11 protein-coding genes are annotated in these 16,661 nt (G+C 67.1%); 2 read left to right on the plus strand and 9 right to left on the minus strand.

Annotated features, from left to right (window positions below; all coding sequences use genetic code 11):
- Positions 1–374 precede the first annotated feature (374 nt).
- A complete protein-coding gene (locus ABZU32_RS07745) occupies positions 375–1,196 on the plus strand; it encodes a helix-turn-helix transcriptional regulator (RefSeq protein ID WP_354918622.1) in 822 nt (273 codons plus the stop codon).
- Complete coding sequence (locus ABZU32_RS07750; RefSeq protein WP_354918625.1) at positions 1,187–1,399, plus strand: DUF397 domain-containing protein; 213 nt, start codon at positions 1,187–1,189, stop codon at positions 1,397–1,399. Before ABZU32_RS07745 ends, ABZU32_RS07750 begins: the two co-directional genes overlap by 10 nt.
- A gap of 89 nt (positions 1,400–1,488) precedes the next feature.
- Here the strand turns inward: ABZU32_RS07750 and ABZU32_RS07755 are convergent, their stop codons facing one another.
- From ABZU32_RS07755 to ABZU32_RS07795, 9 genes are all read right to left on the minus strand, one after another.
- Entirely contained in the window at positions 1,489–2,892 is a 1,404-nt protein-coding gene (locus ABZU32_RS07755) for a serine/threonine-protein kinase (protein WP_354918628.1), read from the minus strand.
- A 173-nt stretch (positions 2,893–3,065) separates the two neighbouring features.
- Complete coding sequence (locus ABZU32_RS07760) at positions 3,066–3,500, minus strand: NUDIX domain-containing protein (RefSeq protein ID WP_354918631.1); 435 nt, start codon at positions 3,498–3,500, stop codon at positions 3,066–3,068.
- 35 nt (positions 3,501–3,535) lie between these two features.
- The gene (locus ABZU32_RS07765; protein WP_354918634.1) at positions 3,536–4,366 is read right to left on the minus strand and encodes a protein phosphatase 2C domain-containing protein; all 831 of its coding nucleotides are present in this window, start codon (positions 4,364–4,366) and stop codon (positions 3,536–3,538) included.
- Between the two features lie 7 nt (positions 4,367–4,373).
- On the minus strand, positions 4,374–5,336 hold the full coding sequence (locus tag ABZU32_RS07770) for a hypothetical protein (RefSeq protein WP_354918637.1): 963 nt from the start codon (positions 5,334–5,336) through the stop codon (positions 4,374–4,376).
- Between the two features lie 29 nt (positions 5,337–5,365).
- On the minus strand, positions 5,366–6,121 hold the full coding sequence (locus ABZU32_RS07775; protein WP_354918640.1) for a TauD/TfdA family dioxygenase: 756 nt from the start codon (positions 6,119–6,121) through the stop codon (positions 5,366–5,368).
- A 111-nt stretch (positions 6,122–6,232) separates the two neighbouring features.
- Positions 6,233–9,973, minus strand: a complete 3,741-nt coding sequence (pglX, locus tag ABZU32_RS07780; protein ID WP_354918643.1) for a BREX-2 system adenine-specific DNA-methyltransferase PglX — start codon at positions 9,971–9,973, stop codon at positions 6,233–6,235.
- A complete protein-coding gene (pglW, locus tag ABZU32_RS07785) occupies positions 9,970–14,313 on the minus strand; it encodes a BREX system serine/threonine kinase PglW (protein ID WP_354918646.1) in 4,344 nt (1,447 codons plus the stop codon). The genes pglX and pglW overlap by 4 nt, the downstream gene beginning before the upstream one ends.
- Positions 14,314–14,560: 247 nt before the next feature.
- Positions 14,561–15,607, minus strand: a complete 1,047-nt coding sequence (locus tag ABZU32_RS07790) for a hypothetical protein (RefSeq protein ID WP_354918648.1) — start codon at positions 15,605–15,607, stop codon at positions 14,561–14,563.
- The gene (locus tag ABZU32_RS07795; RefSeq protein ID WP_354918651.1) at positions 15,597–16,583 is read right to left on the minus strand and encodes a transporter substrate-binding domain-containing protein; all 987 of its coding nucleotides are present in this window, start codon (positions 16,581–16,583) and stop codon (positions 15,597–15,599) included. The genes ABZU32_RS07790 and ABZU32_RS07795 overlap by 11 nt, the downstream gene beginning before the upstream one ends.
- Between the last annotated feature and the right edge of the window lie 78 nt (positions 16,584–16,661).

The raw sequence follows: 16,661 nt of genomic DNA on the forward strand, positions 1-16,661 counted from the left end.
CGGCGGGCAACGGGCCCCGAGCCCCGTGCAATGGCTTACTGAGTACGGCTTGCCAAACAGTGACAAGTCTGTGTCCCGCTGGCGGGCTTCCTATATGCGAGCAGTAGCGCCGCATTGAGATTGCGAGTTCCAATTTCTACCGCCATATCCCGACATGTCTGTCGATTCGCTTTGCTTGCGATCACGTCCCTGTGTATGTGTGTGAGCGCCATGCTGTGATGGCGTACCGGTTTCACCGAAGCGCTTCATAGCTTGCTCCTAAGCGGCTACTTTTTGCAGTCGAGTGGTTGGTACAACCTGGAGACACTTTCCGTGTTAGCCAGAGTCCAAGCGCTGTACGACCGGTGTATGACCGCTGCCGAATGGAGGAGGGAATGCCCGCGCCCGCCGAGCTTCACCCCAACGCCAGTCCTCTCGCCTTCTTTGGCTCTGAGCTGCGCAGATACCGGCAAAGAGTCGATATGTCTCAGGAGGATCTAGCGGACAAAATCAACTTCAGCGCCAGCTTGGTCGGCTTCGTTGAGCGGGCCAAGCGCTTCCCGAGTCGTGATTTCGTAGAGCGCTGCGATGAAGCCCTACTTGTGAACGGTGACCTGATCCGTCTGTGGCCGCTCATCACGCGGGAAGCCAGTCCACCGTGGTTCCACGGCTGGCTGGACGTCGAGCAGCAAGCGCACACGATTCGCACATGGCAACCTCTGGTCGTCCCAGGATTGCTACAGATCGAGGAGTATGCTCGCGCCGTCATTCGCGGCGAACCGCATATATCCGAGGATGAGGTGACCAAGAAGCTGCAAGCTCGCATGGAGCGTCAAGCGATCTTGGCGCGCCACACGCCGCCCGTACTGTGGGTGGTGATCGACGAATGCGTTCTACTGCGCCCGATCGGTGGTCGCACGGTTATGCAAGGGCAATTGGAGAGGCTGCTAGAGGCGGTGGAGTCCCCGCGGATCAGCATCCAGATGGTGCCGATGGTGCTGGGCGGCACCACCGGGATCGCTGGGGGCTTTGTCATCGCCCAACTTCCGGGACGCTCGGACACGGTGTATATCGAGTCCGCGACGCATGGGCACGTTACGAATCGCGCAGAAGAGGTCGAGGCCATCCACAACAGGTACGACACCATACGGATCGAAGCGCATCCCCAGCATGTCTCCATCGAACGGATCAGAGAGGCGATAAAGGCATGGAGCTAAGTGAAGAACTCCGGACGGCGGCATGGCGCAAAGCCACGAGGAGCGCTTCCAACGGTGGTGACTGCCTGGAGGTGGCGCCGTTGTCTGGAGGGCGGGTCGGGTTGCGGGACACCGAGGCTCCGGAGCGGGCGCCGTTCGTGGTGAGTGCGAGCGTGTGGGACGCCTTCATCAACGGCGCCAAGAAGGGCGAGTTCGACTTCTGACGCCGAGCGCTCGGTGACGGCCCCGCGCCGGGCCCTGCCGCCGTCAGGTCGTCGCCGAAGACGGATCGGCGGCGCGGACGATCGGGTGTCTACCGGCCGCCCGGCGTCCCCGCCGGGCGGCCGCCCAGCAGCGAGGCCAGCGCCAGGATCACCAGGGCGACGGACAGGCCGAGCGCGGCGTACCAGCCGTGCGACAGGGTGATGCGGAAGGTCATGCCCATGCTGCGTGCCTCGGAGACAGAGAGCAGCCCGAAGTTCGGATGCCTGCTGTGCAGGTCGTCCCGGCGCAGCAGGACGGCGACGACCGAGGCCACCGCCAAGACGCCCGGGATCGCGGCCCACACGGCGGCCCGGCCGCGGGTGAACCCGTCCACGATCGCGAGGGTCAGCGCGAGCACGGCCATGATCAGCGTGACGATGCCCCAGGTGGTGGCGAGTCCTGACACATCAGCGACGGACGTGGCGATGGTGAGGGGCTCCTGCAGCACGCCGACGCTCGCCCACGACAGGAACGTCACCCCGCCGAGACCCGCTGCGGCGATCCCGGTCGCGGCGACGACCACACGACGCAGAACGGAGCCCCTCTGCGACGGCGTCAAGGTGGCGGTCACGGAGGAGTCGGCGGTCACGGAGGAGTCGGCGGTCGCCGCCCGGGCCCCCTCGGCGAGCAGGGTTCGGGACGCCACCGGCGCGCCCTGGCCTCCGAGCAGGGCCAGCAGCACGTCACGCGCGGTGGGCCGACGATCAGGGTCCTTGGCCAGGCACGCGGCCACGAGACCGCGCAGCGGCCCGCTCAGGTCTCGAAGGTCCGGCTCCTCGTGCAGAATCCGGTGCATCACCGCGGGGATGGAATCGTTGCCGAACGGCAGTACGCCGGTCGCGGTGTACGCGATGGTGCACGCCCAGGCCCAGACGTCGGCCGGCGGCCCCGCCACGGCGCCGCCGAGCTGCTCGGGCGCCATGGACACCGGGGTGCCGACGACCGCGCTGGTCAGCGTGCCGGTGGCCTCCAGCGCGCGGGCGATGCCGAAGTCGATGACGCGCGGCCCGTCGGCGCCCATGATGACGTTGGCCGCCTTGAAGTCGCGGTGGACGACGCCCGCCTCGTGGACGGCGGCCAGAGCGGTCACCGTCGCGATGGCGAGCCTGTCCAGCGCGGGTCCCGCGGGGGCGTTCCCCGCCGCGATCACCTGGGCGAGGGAGGGACCCTCGACGAACTCGCTGACGATGTACGGCCGGTCGCCCTGCACCTCGGCGTCCAGCACCCGGGCCGTGCAGAAGGCCGCGACCCGTCCGGCGTGCGCCAGTTCGGCGGCGAACCGCGCCCGCGCGGCGGCGTCGTCGCTGAAGCGGGCATGCAGCACCTTGACGGCCACGGGCCGGCCGTCCGGAGCCTCGCCGCGGTAGACGGCTCCCTGGCCGCCCTCGCCCAGCAAGCCGAGTATCCGGTACACGCCCACCCGTGGTGGGTCCCCAGGTCTGAGCGGTCGCATGTCGGTGACGCACCTCCCCGGCTTGAGCGGAGGAGAGTTTACCGCTCCTTGATCCAGGAGCGCGTCACAGCCGGTCCGCGCCGAAGGCGCGGCCACTGAACAACTGCTCCGGAGGTCGGGCCGCACCCGTGGGCGGGCGAGCCGTGTGATCAGGGCACCTGGGAGATCACGGCTCAGCGCTGCTTGACGATCTTCCGCCAGGTGTGGATGGTGCGCTTGTAGGGCTCGGGCATGCGAAGGGCGGGCACGTCGTCGTAGGCGAACAGTCCGAGCTTCTTGTGCTCGTTCGAACTGCGCACCTCTTCGTATCCGTTGTAGGTGGTTCCGTAGCTCACGATGAAGCTGTGCCGCAGTTTGGTGATCTCGTACACCCAGGTGTCGATGATCTCTTCGACGCTGACCGTGAGGTGCAGCTCCTCGAAGACCTCACGACAGACGCACACCTCTGGCGTCTCACCGACTTCGAGTTTCCCGCCCGGCAGTTCCCACTCATTCCGTTCATTCATGAGTAGCGGGATCTGCCCGCCCATGTCGATCACCAATTTAACCGATATCGGCAGCTGGTACTCGTAGTACCCGGGGTTCCGCTCGACAAGGTACTCGGGCATGCCATCACTACGGAGGCGGTCAGGGCCGTCCATGTTCATCTCCTGCTTCCACTGTCCAATAGAATGGCCGCCACATCGTCAGCGCCCTTGAATTTCTCACCTGGCGTGCCGGCCGAAGATGTCTCGTGCTGCCTGATCAGTCGAGTGACGCCGTCCAGGCCGGCATGGCGCGCATAGCGGCCGAGCTCTTGCCAGTCGGGGAACAGCCGATAGTCGTCAACGGCTCGGGCGAATCCGTCCGTGCAGATCAGAACCGTCTCGGCGAGCTTCAGCGGCATGGTGTGCCGATGCACGTGGAAAACTCCCGCCGGATGCCCTGAGAAGACCGATTCCGGATGAACGCCCTTGATGTACTCCAGGCGCCGGGAGAACATGGCGGCCACGATCTCTTCCCTTGTCTGGTGGGCGGATCTCGACTGCCGCACGGCTCGCGCTTCACGTCGATTGAAGAAATCGGTGCTGACCTCTTGTCCGACGAGGTCTCCCGCGTAGGCCACCAGCACGGCGTCACCGATGCGGCCCAACTCCACAGAGCCGTCGTCGAAGACCGCCAGCCCGATCGAGCAGCAGGGATGATGACGCAGGCCGGCGGGAGCGACAGAGGCCAGCTCGGCGCGAACCGTCTCACCCAGCCGGTCGAGGACATCGGCGACCTTCGTGAACTTGTTCAGTGCGCCGAGCTCACGCAGACCGCAGTTCACCAGGTCCACCAGCCACTGGACATTCGAGCTGCCTGGGAGGGTTCGTTCGTTGCTGAAGTCGGTCGCGCCGTCGATGACCCACCCCAGATTCCCCGACGAGCCGGCTCTGTCCTCGGTCGGCTTCGCGCGCGAGCCGGGGCTCTCGGTGATGTCGAGGACCTTCACTGTGGTGTCACCGTCCGAAGATGTGCGGGATCAAGATGAGAGCGAGACCCGCTGCGAAGCCGACCAGAACGCGCCAGAGTGACCGCGCCGCCATCAGGGAGAACGCCGAGAACACGATGACGACCGCTCCGGCCATCACCTCGATGAGCAGAACTCCGTCCGAGGGCTTGCTCTGGCTCGCGATGTTCGCCCCGGCCGCGATCAGAGCGACCACAGCCGCGAGCAGGCCCAGAAGCTGTAGTTGCTGATTCTTGAACTCGGTCAGCTCTCGCTTGTTGCCCTCTTGCATCTCGTGCCACCGCGCCTGCTGCTCCATCATGTCGATGCGCATGCGTGTGGTCTGATATTGCATCAGCCGCCGGTGGTAATCGCGGGCCTGGCGAGGCTCCAGCTCTATCGCCCGGGTCACGGATATGCGAGCCGAGTCGAATTCGCGGCGAAGTGCGAGAATGCGCGCCTTTGTCTCGTGATAATGTGCGATCCTCCCGTTGGTGGATGTTATGGCCGAGTCTGCACAATGCTCGGCCTCTTCAAGGTCTTTTACCGTCGGAGATTCCTCTCTCCGCTCAAGGTACTCTGCCATGAAGGCGGCCAGCTGATGTACGACCCCGGCGACATCCGGCATGTCCCGTGCCGCACGGCGAGAATATTCGACGGCCTTCCGGAGGCTGGCCACATCGCCCCGATTGCGCTCGATTATGGCCAGGAAAGTGGGAAAATAGGGCTCTTTGCCGAAAAGCTTGGTATGAGCCACGACTGTGTGCTCGTACTCGCTGTGACGTTCCTCTCTGCGTAGGCGGAGCAGTACGCCGTACAGTGCGCAGAAGCGGATGGAGTGCTCGATCTGGGGCAGTCGCAGGATGCCTCGCAGTGCTTCTTCCGGTTCGGAGATCTGCTCGACGACCTGGCGGATGGCCTGCGGAAATTCTGCGGAAGTCTGTTCGGGAAGGGCCTTCAGGTGCTGGATCACCTGGCTGTACTGTCGCGAATTGCGCACCCTCAACCCCTGGTCTCGCCGGAGCGATGCTCTGCCGGTAATCGGAAGCCTTCGTTCAAGTAGGCGTATTCGGACGACCGGGTCACGGTGGCCAGGATCCTGACCGCCCTTCGATCTCCACTGAACGCTCTGCGGCCATGCAGCATCCGCAGGTTGTGGATCAGATAGCCCTGGCCGTGGGCGAAGGCATGGTCGGCGGGTGCGGGCAACGTGCGAAGCAGGTGCAGCAGAGGCTTGGCAGCGAGCGTCGCGGCATGAGGATGGGCCATTGCGTCGCTCCGGTATCTGATACGCCAGAGATCGGAGTCGCCGGAGAACTTGATGACGGGAAGCCACGGATGTCCCGGAGCCAGGAGCACGACGTTGCCGGCATCGGCGAGCAGCCTGTTCTCCCTGGCCTCGCCGATGACGCGGGCGCCGTCCAGGAGGAGAGACTGGCCTCCCTGACAGGCGTGTTCGATATAGAGGCAACCCACTATGGTCGGCTGCGCTCTGGTGTGAGCCCGATCGGTGTGCAGTGGCAGAGACTCTCTTGTGAAACCTCTGCCGTTCTTTTCGCCGTTGGCATCGGTGGGCTCGATGATGGTGATGCCAGGGCTGTTCTCGTGGGGGTGCCGATACGGTTCGGTCCAATCACATAAAAAGGACCTGACCTCTTCTGCGGAGGCTTGATCGAGTAATAGGACGCCGGTTGCGGCGAGTCTCTCTCTGGCCTCCGCGCCGCTGAGTTGCCTCCCACCGGGCGTCAACAGTCTCATGCCGCAACCTTCGCCGTGGAAGAGAGCCGGATTAGCAGGGTCCACGTCAAGTAGACCCCATATTCCGCTTCTCTCTCTAGAGCGGCGAGGTAATAAGGGATGCATTGTCAGTTATGCGCTCCGGCGGGTCCGGGCGGTTTTCGGAGGACGCCACGCGGTGAGGTCGTCGTCGCTGAGATTGAGCCGGTCACGAGTCTGGTTCAAAAAGCCTTCGTAGATGTCGGCCGGGGTGCCGCTGTAGAGCGGGTCGAAGTCGTCGTGCCACTGACGGACCCACGGCAGCACCTCGCGGAGGCCGGTCAGCAGGGGGGTCAGCCGGTCCGCCGGCCAGCCGTGGTTCTGCTCCCGATCGACGATGGCCGTAGCGAGGGCCTGCGCCTGCTCGCGGTGGTCCCAGCCCGCCCAGCCGAGTAGCAGCGTGGGGTCACCGTCGCGGCTCGCATGGGGGTAGGAGATGAACCGCTCCTTGGCGACGTCGAGCTTGCCGCGGTTACGCCAGTACGAGTTCTTCAGGAAGTCGCTGGAGGCGTACTTCGGCGGCACGGGGATCGCGTTGCGGATCCTCTCGACCTCCGCCTCCAACGCACGGTATTTGGCGTCCAGCTCGGCCCACTCGTCGAAAGCTTGCTTGGCCGACGCCTCGTCCCCCGACTTCTGCGCGGCCTCGGCGATCTTCCGCTGCTGGTCGGCCGCCTCCTTGGCGGTGTCCGCGACGGCCTGGGCGGCGTCCTCCTGGCGCTGCCGGTCCCAGACGTCCTCCCAGTCGGCGCGCTTGTCCAGGCCGGAGTCCTTGTAACGGAGCTGGGCCAGGTAGGGCACGTGGTCGTCCGCCACCAGCTCGGCCACGACCTTGTCCAGCTCCTTGCCGGGGGCGTACAGATCGGCGACCGAGACGAAGTCGGCGTCCGGCCGCAGCAGGTCCGCGAGCTGCGCCGTGCTGAGCATCCGCGGCTGGTCCGGAATCCCGTCCACATCGTGGAACCACAACTCCCGCGCCTCACACCGATCCAGCAACCATCCCCGCAGGGCCTTCGCCTGGAGCGCGTCCCAGCCCTCCGTGTTCCAGCGCCGCTTGTACTCCGGCCGCTCGATGAGGCCGATGTTCCGGTCGGTCTCGATGAGGGCGATTCGCTTCTCGACCACGGCCTTGTACTCGGGCGCCCAGTGCTCCGGCAGCTCAGTGATCGGCGTGGACCCATGCCGGGCGAACCACTGCGTCTCGACCTCACCCCGCGCCATCCTCCGCGCCAACACAATCTCGAACGCCCGCTCCCCCAGCCTCAACTCCGGCACAACCTCTCCCGGCGCCGTCAACTCCTCATCCAACAACCCATAGAGCGAATAAACCTCCCAGTCCAACTCCTCCTGCAGCGCGATCATTCTTGACCTGATCATATGCCAACTGCGATATGCCTCATTTCTCTCTTCAGCTGTAGGTGCTGTCGTTGATGCCGATTTTGTTGGATCTAATTCGGTGAGTTGTTGGGCGAGTAGATGTATCTGTTTGCCTGTCGATCCTGGCATCTTCCCTGGAATTGGAAGCTCTTCAACGCGCGCGCCAATGAACTCGTATCGAGGTTCCCATTCCTCGTCTCCGATTCCGCCACCCACACCTCCTACGCCCTTGTTCTTACACACTTGCTTCAGCCAGAAGCCTGCTGTCGAACTATTGAGCACTGCCAGAAGTTCGAGATGTTCTTCCTCGGATGCATCAGCGGGAAGCTTGATGGCCGGCGAGTGACGATTGAATATCTTCCCGCCGAAGTCAAGGGAGAAATGGTTGTGTGTTTGAACAAATGCGAATACGATTGATAGGGGTGATGTGTAGGCGGACGAAGTGAACTGCATATATTGCCACCACGTCAAACCGGCGTCCGCCATATTTCCCTGAAAGGTTCGCCGCTCTTCGAGATATCGCCGCCACGGCCACAGTTCGTCCCTCAACTGATGGGAGACTTGTGGGTCGTATGGATACCAGATTGCTTCTTTTGGCGTTGCAGCCCAGTCTCGGATTGCGCCGCCGCTTAATAGTGGCTTCAATAAGGTGGGAGTTGCTCTAGTGTGTAAGGTTGCACGAAATGGCCGAGTGAACGCGTCGTCCGCTCCAACGCGCACCGCTCGGCCGATAGGCTTCTCGATGCGTGCGGAAAGTTGTCCGGCACTAGCACCTTCGATAAGTTGGACGAGGTTGGATGTGCCGCTGGCTCCTAGGATCCAAGGGTATTTGCTTAGACGTGATCGGGGAAGGTCTGTGACTTCAATCCAATCATTACGGCTACCCGAGTCGCCGATAAGGGCCAGTATCGCTTGCCAGACGTTGCCCCGGGACGGATCCCCAGATGCATTAGGTTCGCCCCGTACGCCGGACACGACTCTTATTTCCAGTGCCCGATTACGATCTTTGGGGTGCCCGATAAGGATTACGGTCGGTGTGCCGTGCCCGGAAATTGGTATTCCTGAGAGATCTATGATATGCGTCAGTTCGACCTTATGTGCAAGGAAGGTCTCAATCAGCCTCTTGCCGAACTCTGCATTCATGAATGCGTTATCTTTGATGAGGCCAACGTATCCAGAACCGCGTCCGTCGTCACGCTGGTTCTTGGCTAGCCGGAAGAATCTTTCGGTAAAAGGGGCCGATAAATGGTATGATCGATATGTGCTTACGTAGTTTCGTCGGTACAGGCTGTTCAATCCCGCATCCCTGACTTTGATGTAAGGGGGATTGCCGACGACGACATGGTAGTTGTGGTAAGTGAGTATTCCTTCGAAATTCAAGATGTCCTCGGTGGAGTAAGAGAATTCCTCCGCCGAGGTCTCTAGCCCTGGAATAACGTCTTGGCGATAGTCGAGAAGCGAGTCGCCTACCGCGAGGTTGAGGGGAAACTCGTAGGGCTTGCCCTCGTCCAACGTGGTGAAGCCGGAGGCTTTCAGGGCCGCGATGAACAGGCGGAAGCGGGCGATCGCGATGGCGAACGGGTTCAGGTCGACGCCGTGGACGGATTTGAGGGCCAGCCTGACCAGCTCGCGGGAGTCGCGGGTGGGAGCGTGCCGTACCCACTCGGCCAGCAGCCGGTGGAAGGCGCCGAGTACGAAGTGGCCGGAGCCGCACGTCGGGTCGATCATGCGGAGCTCTTCTTGGCCGAACTCGGCGATGGCCGGGGTGAGGGTGTAGTCCAGGATGAACTCCTCGACGAACTCCGGCGTCTGCAGCAGCGCGTACGTCTTGCGGGCCGCCTCGGAGAGGTCCTGGTACAGGTCGCCGAGGAAACGGGTGTCCCAGTCGTCGGAGACGAAGTCGTGGACGAGCCGCCCGTCCTCGCCGCGCCGCCGCCAGAAAGCGATCAGTTCCTTTGCGGCGTCGTGCGAGACGGGTATCTGGTACAGCGGGTTGTGCTTGCGGTCGAACAGCAGCGCGCCTGCCTGGGAGCCGCCGATCTCGCCGAACGCCGCGAGCAGCCACCCCCGGTCCGTCTCGGCCGGATTGACCCGGAAGAACTCCTCCTGCGCCTCCTCGGCGAGCACCATGCGCTCGGTGGAGGGGCCGGCGAGGTAGGGCGAGGTCAGCAGCCCGTTGTCCTCGCAGAAACGGACGAACACCGTGCCGAGCACCCACGCCGCCGCGGCCTGGGTGACCCGCTCGTCGCGCCAGGCGGCCCAGGTGGCGGCCGTGCGTCCCAGCTTGAACGCCAGGTCGTACTCGGCGTGCAGCCGCTCGCGGACCCGCCGGGCCGGGGCGCCGGCCCCGTTCGACGCGGTGATCTCGGTGGCCGTCTCCGCCTGGCCCCGAAGGTCCTTCTCCAGCGCCTTGACCTGCTTCTGGAGGTCGGCCAGCAGGGCCTTGCGGTCGATCACGACGCTCGCGCTCCACTTCGGTGCTCGTTGGCCACCCAGGCGTCGGGCAGCTTGATCCACTCGTTGGGCAACTGGGCGGGGGTCAGCGCCCCGTCCAGGCTCGGCGAGCGGCCGGGATCGGTCATCGGACACAGCAGCCAGACCGGCGCGCCGCCGCCCCTCGCCTGCTCGGCGAGGCGGCGCAGGAGGTTCAGCCCGTCGTAGCGGGCGAGTGGAGCGGCGTCGTGCAGCAGCAGCAGGCCGCCGGAGCGTTCCGCCTCGACGCGGGGGCCGATGAGCGTCCACGCCTCCCGGACGTACTCGGCGAGCTTCAGCGCGCCGCGGCTGCCTGGTTCGGCGAGGTCGGCCCCGAGGATCGTCTCCCACTTCGGCAGCGGCCGGGGGTCGATAAGCTCGTGCAGCGCCGCGACGAACAGCGCCGACACGTTGACCGGGCGGACGCTGAAGCGCGTGGCCAGCTCGCGCCGTGCCCGTTCGTAGCGGGCCATGCCGACGGTCAGCGCGCGGAAGCCGCCCTGCCGGGCCGACACCAGCCGCTCTTCGGCGCGCAGCGCCTCGGCCAGCTCAGGAGTGGCGGCCGTCCACCGCGAGGCGCTGCTGCGGGTCGACCGGCGGCGGACGACCGTGTCGGACACCGAGTCAGGGGACTGCGGTCGGACGTACCGGCCGTCCCGCCATCTGACGTCGAAGCCGGCGTCCCGCAGCAGCGTGTCCAGCCGGGGATGGCCGGGCAGAGGTGCCAGAGCGGGGAAGCGGGCCCGTACCCGCTCGTGAACCTGCTCGGGACGCAGGCCGCCCGGCCCTCCGCCGGGCGCGAACGGGACCACGCCCGCCTGGGTGAGCCGCAGCGCACGCACCGGGTCCAGGTCGCGCGGGTAGATCTCCAGCCGGGAGGTGGCCGCCGCCCGCTGCGAGGCGGCAGCGGCGAGCTGGACCAGGCGCCGGTCCTCCAGCGCCGGCGCCTGCTCGGGGACGGCCACCGCGCGCAGTTCGCGCAGCACGGTGGCCGCGGTGGGCAGCACCTCCTGGGCGGCGAGCCGATCGGCGGCCTTGCCCAGGGCGTCGGCGTGGTCGAGCAGCGCCGGGGCGGCCGGGGTGTCGGGGGAGTCGTCCGCTCCGACCTCCAGCGCGACCATGAGCAGGTCGCCATGGCGGCGCAGCAGGAGCCGCGGCTCCTCCGGCTCCTGCACGATCGGGTCGATCTCCGCCGCCGCCCGTACGGCCGCCAGGGCCAGGGCCCGGCGCAGCCGCGGGTCGGTGCGGCGGGAGCCACGCGCGGCGAGCACCGCGTCGGCCAGCTCGCCCACCGCCATGACCCTGCCGCTCTCGGCGAGAAGGCGGAGGATCTCGGCGCGGACGCTGTGCACCACCCGCTCGGCGTGCCATCGAGCGCGCTGCCGGCGCAGCACCTGGGCGACCCGGCCGGGTGTGACGCCGACGGTCGCGGCGACGACGGGTTGCTGGGGCCAGGGCGGCAGGCCGGGCAGCGCACCGCTCGCGTCGGGAAGCCCCAGCAGCAGCCGCGTCGCCTCGACCTCGTTGGCGTTGCGGCCGTTGCCGTGCCGGTCGGGCACCAGCAGGGCGGCGATGGTGTCCAGTCCGATGCGCGCGTGGGCGGCCGCGTCGTCTCCGCGGGTCGCCGACGCGGCCTCCTCGCGGGCGTCGGCCTTCTCCCCTGAGGTGATCGGCTCGCTCTCGTCGAGCCGGAGCCTCCAGTCGCGGATGCGGCGCTGCAGTTCCTGCCGCGTCTTGGCGCCGAGCCCGGGAAGGCTCATGAGGGTCTTGGAGGGCAGGGCGAGCAGGTCGCCGACGGTCGTCGCGCCCAGCCGGTGCGCGGTCGAGACCGCCCGCGGGCTCAGGCCGGCCGTCTCCAGGACGGTGGTGCGGGTGGCGGACAGGGCGGCGGCGTCGCGCGCCTCCTCGGCGGTGACGTCCTCGGCGGGCAGGTCGCCCGGATGTCCGGAAGGCGCCGGGGGCGAGGCGTCCGAGCGGCGGAACACCTGGAGCCAGGCGTTGCGCATGTCCTTCAACGCCTCGAACCGCCGGCGCGCGTCGCGGTGCAGCGCGCGGAGGAAGAACTCGACCAGCCCGTCTCGTACGGCCGGGTCGAACGCTTCGGCGGCCAGCGTCGGCGGCCCTTCCGTGTACCGGGGCTCGGTCGCGCCGTCCCCCCACACCGGAAGCTCTCCGGAGGCCATCTCGTGCAGGGTCACCGCCAGGGCGTACCGCTCGGCGTGCGCGTCGTACACGGTGCGCCTCGCCGTGCCGAGGAACGGGTCCAGGTAGTGGGGCGTGCCCGCCTCGATCTCTTTGACCGAGATGCCGGCCAGCGAGAAATCGAACAAGACGAGCTGGCGCGTACGGTTGGGCCGGACCCTGATCGCGATGTTGTCGGGTTTGATGTCGCGGTGGGTGACGCCCTCGCCCTCCAGGAAGTCCACCGCGCCGAACAGGTAGTCGCTGTAGGTCTCCAGCTCATCCGGAGTCAGTGCGCCCTGCTCGCGGATCTTCCGGGCGACGGTGTGCTCCCCGGCGTGCTCCAGCACGATGCAGGTGCGCCCGCCCACGCGGATCGGTTCCGGGCGGATCAACTTGATGACCCGCGAGTCGTCACGCAGATCGCGAAGGACCGACGCCTCGTGGTCCAGCCGCGCGGCCTTCTCGTCCGACAGGGCGACCTTGAGCACCTCGAACCTGCCGGTCTGCAGGTTCTCCACCAGCAGGGCACGGGAGGTGGAGCCGGTGCCGAGGCGCTTCTCGACCCGCCACTCGTCGTCGAGCGTGTCACCCGGACGGGAGTCCAGCGGGTCGAGCTCGTCGTCGCGGTCGCCGGCCGGGTGGACCGTCTCGGGGGCGGTCGCCTCCTCCTCGACGAGTTCCAGCATCTCCAGGAACTCCGCCACGCTGGTCAGCCGCTGCGTGGGCACCGGAGCGGTGGCCGCCTGGACCAGCTCGTCCATGAACTCGGTCACCGAGTCGGCGACCGTGGAGGGGCGCAGGCCGTTCTCCTTGGACAGACGGGCGAGCAGCTCGGCGCGCCGGTCCCCGGGGGGTTGTCCCGTGAGGAGCAGATAGGACAGGGTGCCGAGGCCGAACACGTCGAGCGCCACGGGGTCGGGGCTCGGCGCGTTGAGCTCGGGGGCGAGGTACGCCTGCGCGGAGGCCTCCATGTGGTGGCCGGCGTGGCTGCTGGAGCTCATCCGCAGGGCGGTGCCGTCGGTGTCCTCGCCGCGCGTGGCGGCCTGCCAGTCACTGATCTGGAGCTGGGGGTTGAGCCAGCCCTGCTCGGGAGCTCCCTTCGGTGCCCGGCTCGGGGTGACGAGCACGCTGCGCGCGGACAGAGCGCGGTGGTGCAGGTGCCTGCGGTGCGCGTAGGACACCGCCTCGGCGAGCTGGCGGATCAGCCCCAGCCGGGTCAGCAGGTCGAGCCGGCCGCCGTACTCGCCGACGTAGTGGTCCAGGCGCATGGCGCGCGGGTCGTGCCGGAAGATCAGCGCGGGGCCCGCCTCGTGCTGCTCCATGGTGTCCACGCGCACGATGCCGGGGTGGCTGATGCCGTGCAGGGCCAGCACCTCGCGGCGGGCGGCGCGGCCGATGCTGGCCCGCATGTCCTCATCGGCGTTCCGCTCGACCAGGTAGATGCGGATGCGGCGCTTCTCGGCCTGGATCTGGTTGTGCGCGGCCAGATGGTCTTCCCAGGTGGGGCCGACGTCGAAGGGCCGCGGTTCGAGCTCCCAGGCGCCCACCTGCAGATGGGAGCGACTCTTGGCGATGCCCACCGTGCGCAGCCATCCGTCGAGCCGGCGGGAGAACTCGGGCGTGATGCGGTTGCGCTGGTCCTGGGGGGCGGGTAGGAGGAGGTCGGACAGCACGCGCGGCAACCGGCCGTTCTCCGGGCCGTACACGCCGTTGCGGTGATGGTCGGGCAGGTCGACGTCGAGCGAGGGCACCGACAGGAAGACGGCGGCGTGGATGTAGGGAATGCGCCCGCGATGCCCCGCCGCCCGCTGTAAGAGCGATTTGAGCTGCTTTGCCTTGGAATCAGCGAGATGTAGTGGATTGTCGAAATAGCGAGTATTGCTGCCGGTGGTCTGCACCCAGTTGGCGCCGCTGGCGCTCAGCCGGCCGTGCAGACTCTTGATCTCTATCAGGAAAAGGCCGCTGGGTGCGGCCACGAACAGATCGACCTCCCGGACATGGCCGGTGTTCGCGGTGAAGGTGAAATTCGACCAGGCGCGATAAGGCTCGGCATCGGGGAGGGCCGTGCGCACGTGCTCCAGGGCTTCGCGCTCATGCTGGTACTGGGAAGGCGTGATCGTGGTCCAACGGCCTTCGCGCACGTCCGGATCTCCAGTGCGGTGGGGGGCGGCTACGGGGTTCCGGGCCAGAATAGGTCGCAGGCCAGGCGAATCGCGGACGCTCCGATAACGGCCCGCTCACAATGAAGCATGCTGCCGGAAATGTCATTATTTGCTGCCGAAGGCGATTTATTTCGGACGACCGTATTCGGATATGTGGCAACCTGTGCGCTGGCCTTCCGGCCGCCGGTCGCCTGTCGAGATGGGGCCGTCTTCGTCCGGCGGAGAGCTAGGCGTGGGTGGTTTCGCCGGGGGTCAGGTCGGCGGGGGTGGCGGGGCGGCCTTCGCAGCGGGAGTCGGGTGGGGAGGGCATGGGCTCGGGGGCCACCCAGGACAGCACGCTGCGCTCGACGTTCCACTCGTACAGGTGCACGGTGGTGCGCGGGACGGCGCCCGGCTCGGGGCAGAGCACCCGGGAGACCAGCAGGTCGTTGCGGACGAACCGGACCGCGCCGGAGCGTTCGAGTATGGTGACGAGCTTGTCGTCGGTGGTAATCAAATAGCCGATGACGACCCGCTCCGCCTTGCCGTCCGGTTTCGCGGCCAGTTCCACGGCCGTGAGGGGCAGGATCGGTGAGCGCAGGACGACCACCCCGGCGACCAGGGGGAACAGTACGGCGAGTGCCCAGGCGAGGCTCTGTACCACGAGCGGCGCGGCGCGCGCGGGCACCGGTCCGGTGAGCAGCGGGGCCAGCGCGCAAGGCGCGGCGAGCAGGACGAGCGTGGAGAGGTCGTCCTGGTGCAGCGCCTGGACGATGGCCGTGCGCAGCACGAACAGGCCGAGTGCTCCGGCGGCCACCGGTAGCGCCAGGCAGATCGCCCTGATCGTCGTCCGGTCCTGTGGGCGGCGTTCCCGGAGGGCGAGTCCGCTCGCCGCGAGCGTGAGCATCAGCAGGGTCGGCAGGAAGCGGAGCTGCCAGCCGAGCAGTCCGACGCCGACGACGACCGCCACGACCCAGTCGGGCATCCGGTCGGCGGCCAGGGTCACCCAGGTGGGCCGCCCGGTGCTGAGCCGGTACAGCGGACCGAGCACCCGTGCGGCCAGCACCACCGCGGGCAGCACCCACACGAGGGTGAGGAGCACGGTGCTGAGCAGCCCGAGCGGGCTGACGTACTGGACGAGCAGCAGCAGAGTCTGGGTGTCCTGGCGGCTGGCGTACCAGAGCCGCATGACCAGCAGCACCAGGGGGAAGGCGGGCAGCAGTGTGAGCAGCCACTCCTGGTTGCGCTGCGGCGCGCGTACCCGGAGGGGCCGGCGTTCCTCCTCAGCAGCCATCGGAGGAAAGGGCCCGCTCCCACGGCCACCGGCGGATCCGTGGCGGCTTCACGCACGGCTGGAGGCTCTGGGCCACGTTCACTCCGGGGTTGGCCGCGAGCAGCGGCCGGATGTGCCGGTCGTAGGCGTCCTCCCACGCGGTGTTCTGCGGGTCGGCGTAGGAGCGGAACAGAGCTAGCTCGACCAGGGTGCGCAGAGCGGTGTTGGTGCCGGTGTTCACCGCCCACATCTCGGTCTTCTCCAGCGCGATGTCATGGTGCACGAACGTCCCGTGCGACCGGGCGACGAAGCCGGCCATGATCGCCGCGTCGGTGCTCACCGCGTCGTACTTCTTGTTCGCCAGCCCTTTGAAGCAGTCGCTGACCTGCATCTCCGCGAGGGGTTTCACGCCTGCCTTGTCCAGCGGGGTCTCGGAGGTCGAGGTGCCGAGCGTGCAGACCCTCTCGCCGGCGAGTTGCCCCAGCGAGGCGACCGGGGGGTGCTCTTTCCGGGTGACCACGGACTGCTCGGTGTACAGGTAGGGGGTGGAGAAACCGACCGAGGGATCGGCGACCCGGTCGGGGGTGATGCTGAACGTCGCCACCACCAGGTCCACGGCGACGTAGTGTCCCTTGTCGTCGGTGGCCTGACGGCGGGCCCGGTCCTCGGTCTTGATGGACAGGAACACGACCTGGTCGCGGCGGAAGCCGAGGTCGGCGGCGATCATGTACGCGATGTCGATGTCGAACCCGGAGAAGGCGCCGGTGCGCGGGTCCTTCTCGGCGATGCCGGGAGTGTCGTTCTTCACTCCGATATAGAGCTTGTCGCGGGCGTGCTCTCCGGTCAGCCGGGCCTGCTCACGTAACTCGGCCTCGGTCGGCGGCCCGGTCTCGAAGACGATCAGCCCGCCGACCAGCACCGCGGCCAAAATCGCGGCCAGCCAGCCGTACAGCCGCAGCCAGTCACCTCTGCGGCGGGGCGGTTCGGACGGCGCCACCGCCGCGGGGGGTTCCGGCGGGGGTGTCCCGGTCTTCCCGAGCCTCGAGAGGGGCCCGAAACGCCGCGAACTCCCGAT

The sequence above is a fragment of the Sphaerisporangium sp. NPDC005288 genome (assembly GCF_040607475.1).
Lineage (GTDB): Bacteria > Actinomycetota > Actinomycetes > Streptosporangiales > Streptosporangiaceae > Sphaerisporangium > Sphaerisporangium rhizosphaerae.

Excerpts from the sequence above, each read along its gene's own strand:
- ABZU32_RS07750 (WP_354918625.1), top strand. The coding sequence starts at position 1,187 with ATGGAGCTAAGTGAAGAACTCCGGACGGCGGCATGGCGCAAAGCCACG.
- ABZU32_RS07775 (WP_354918640.1), bottom strand. The coding sequence starts at position 6,121 with ATGAGACTGTTGACGCCCGGTGGGAGGCAACTCAGCGGCGCGGAGGCC.
- ABZU32_RS07790 (WP_354918648.1), bottom strand. The coding sequence starts at position 15,607 with ATGGCTGCTGAGGAGGAACGCCGGCCCCTCCGGGTACGCGCGCCGCAG.
- ABZU32_RS07760 (WP_354918631.1), bottom strand. The coding sequence starts at position 3,500 with ATGCCCGAGTACCTTGTCGAGCGGAACCCCGGGTACTACGAGTACCAG.
- ABZU32_RS07755 (WP_354918628.1), bottom strand. The coding sequence starts at position 2,892 with ATGCGACCGCTCAGACCTGGGGACCCACCACGGGTGGGCGTGTACCGG.
- ABZU32_RS07745 (WP_354918622.1), top strand. The coding sequence starts at position 375 with ATGCCCGCGCCCGCCGAGCTTCACCCCAACGCCAGTCCTCTCGCCTTC.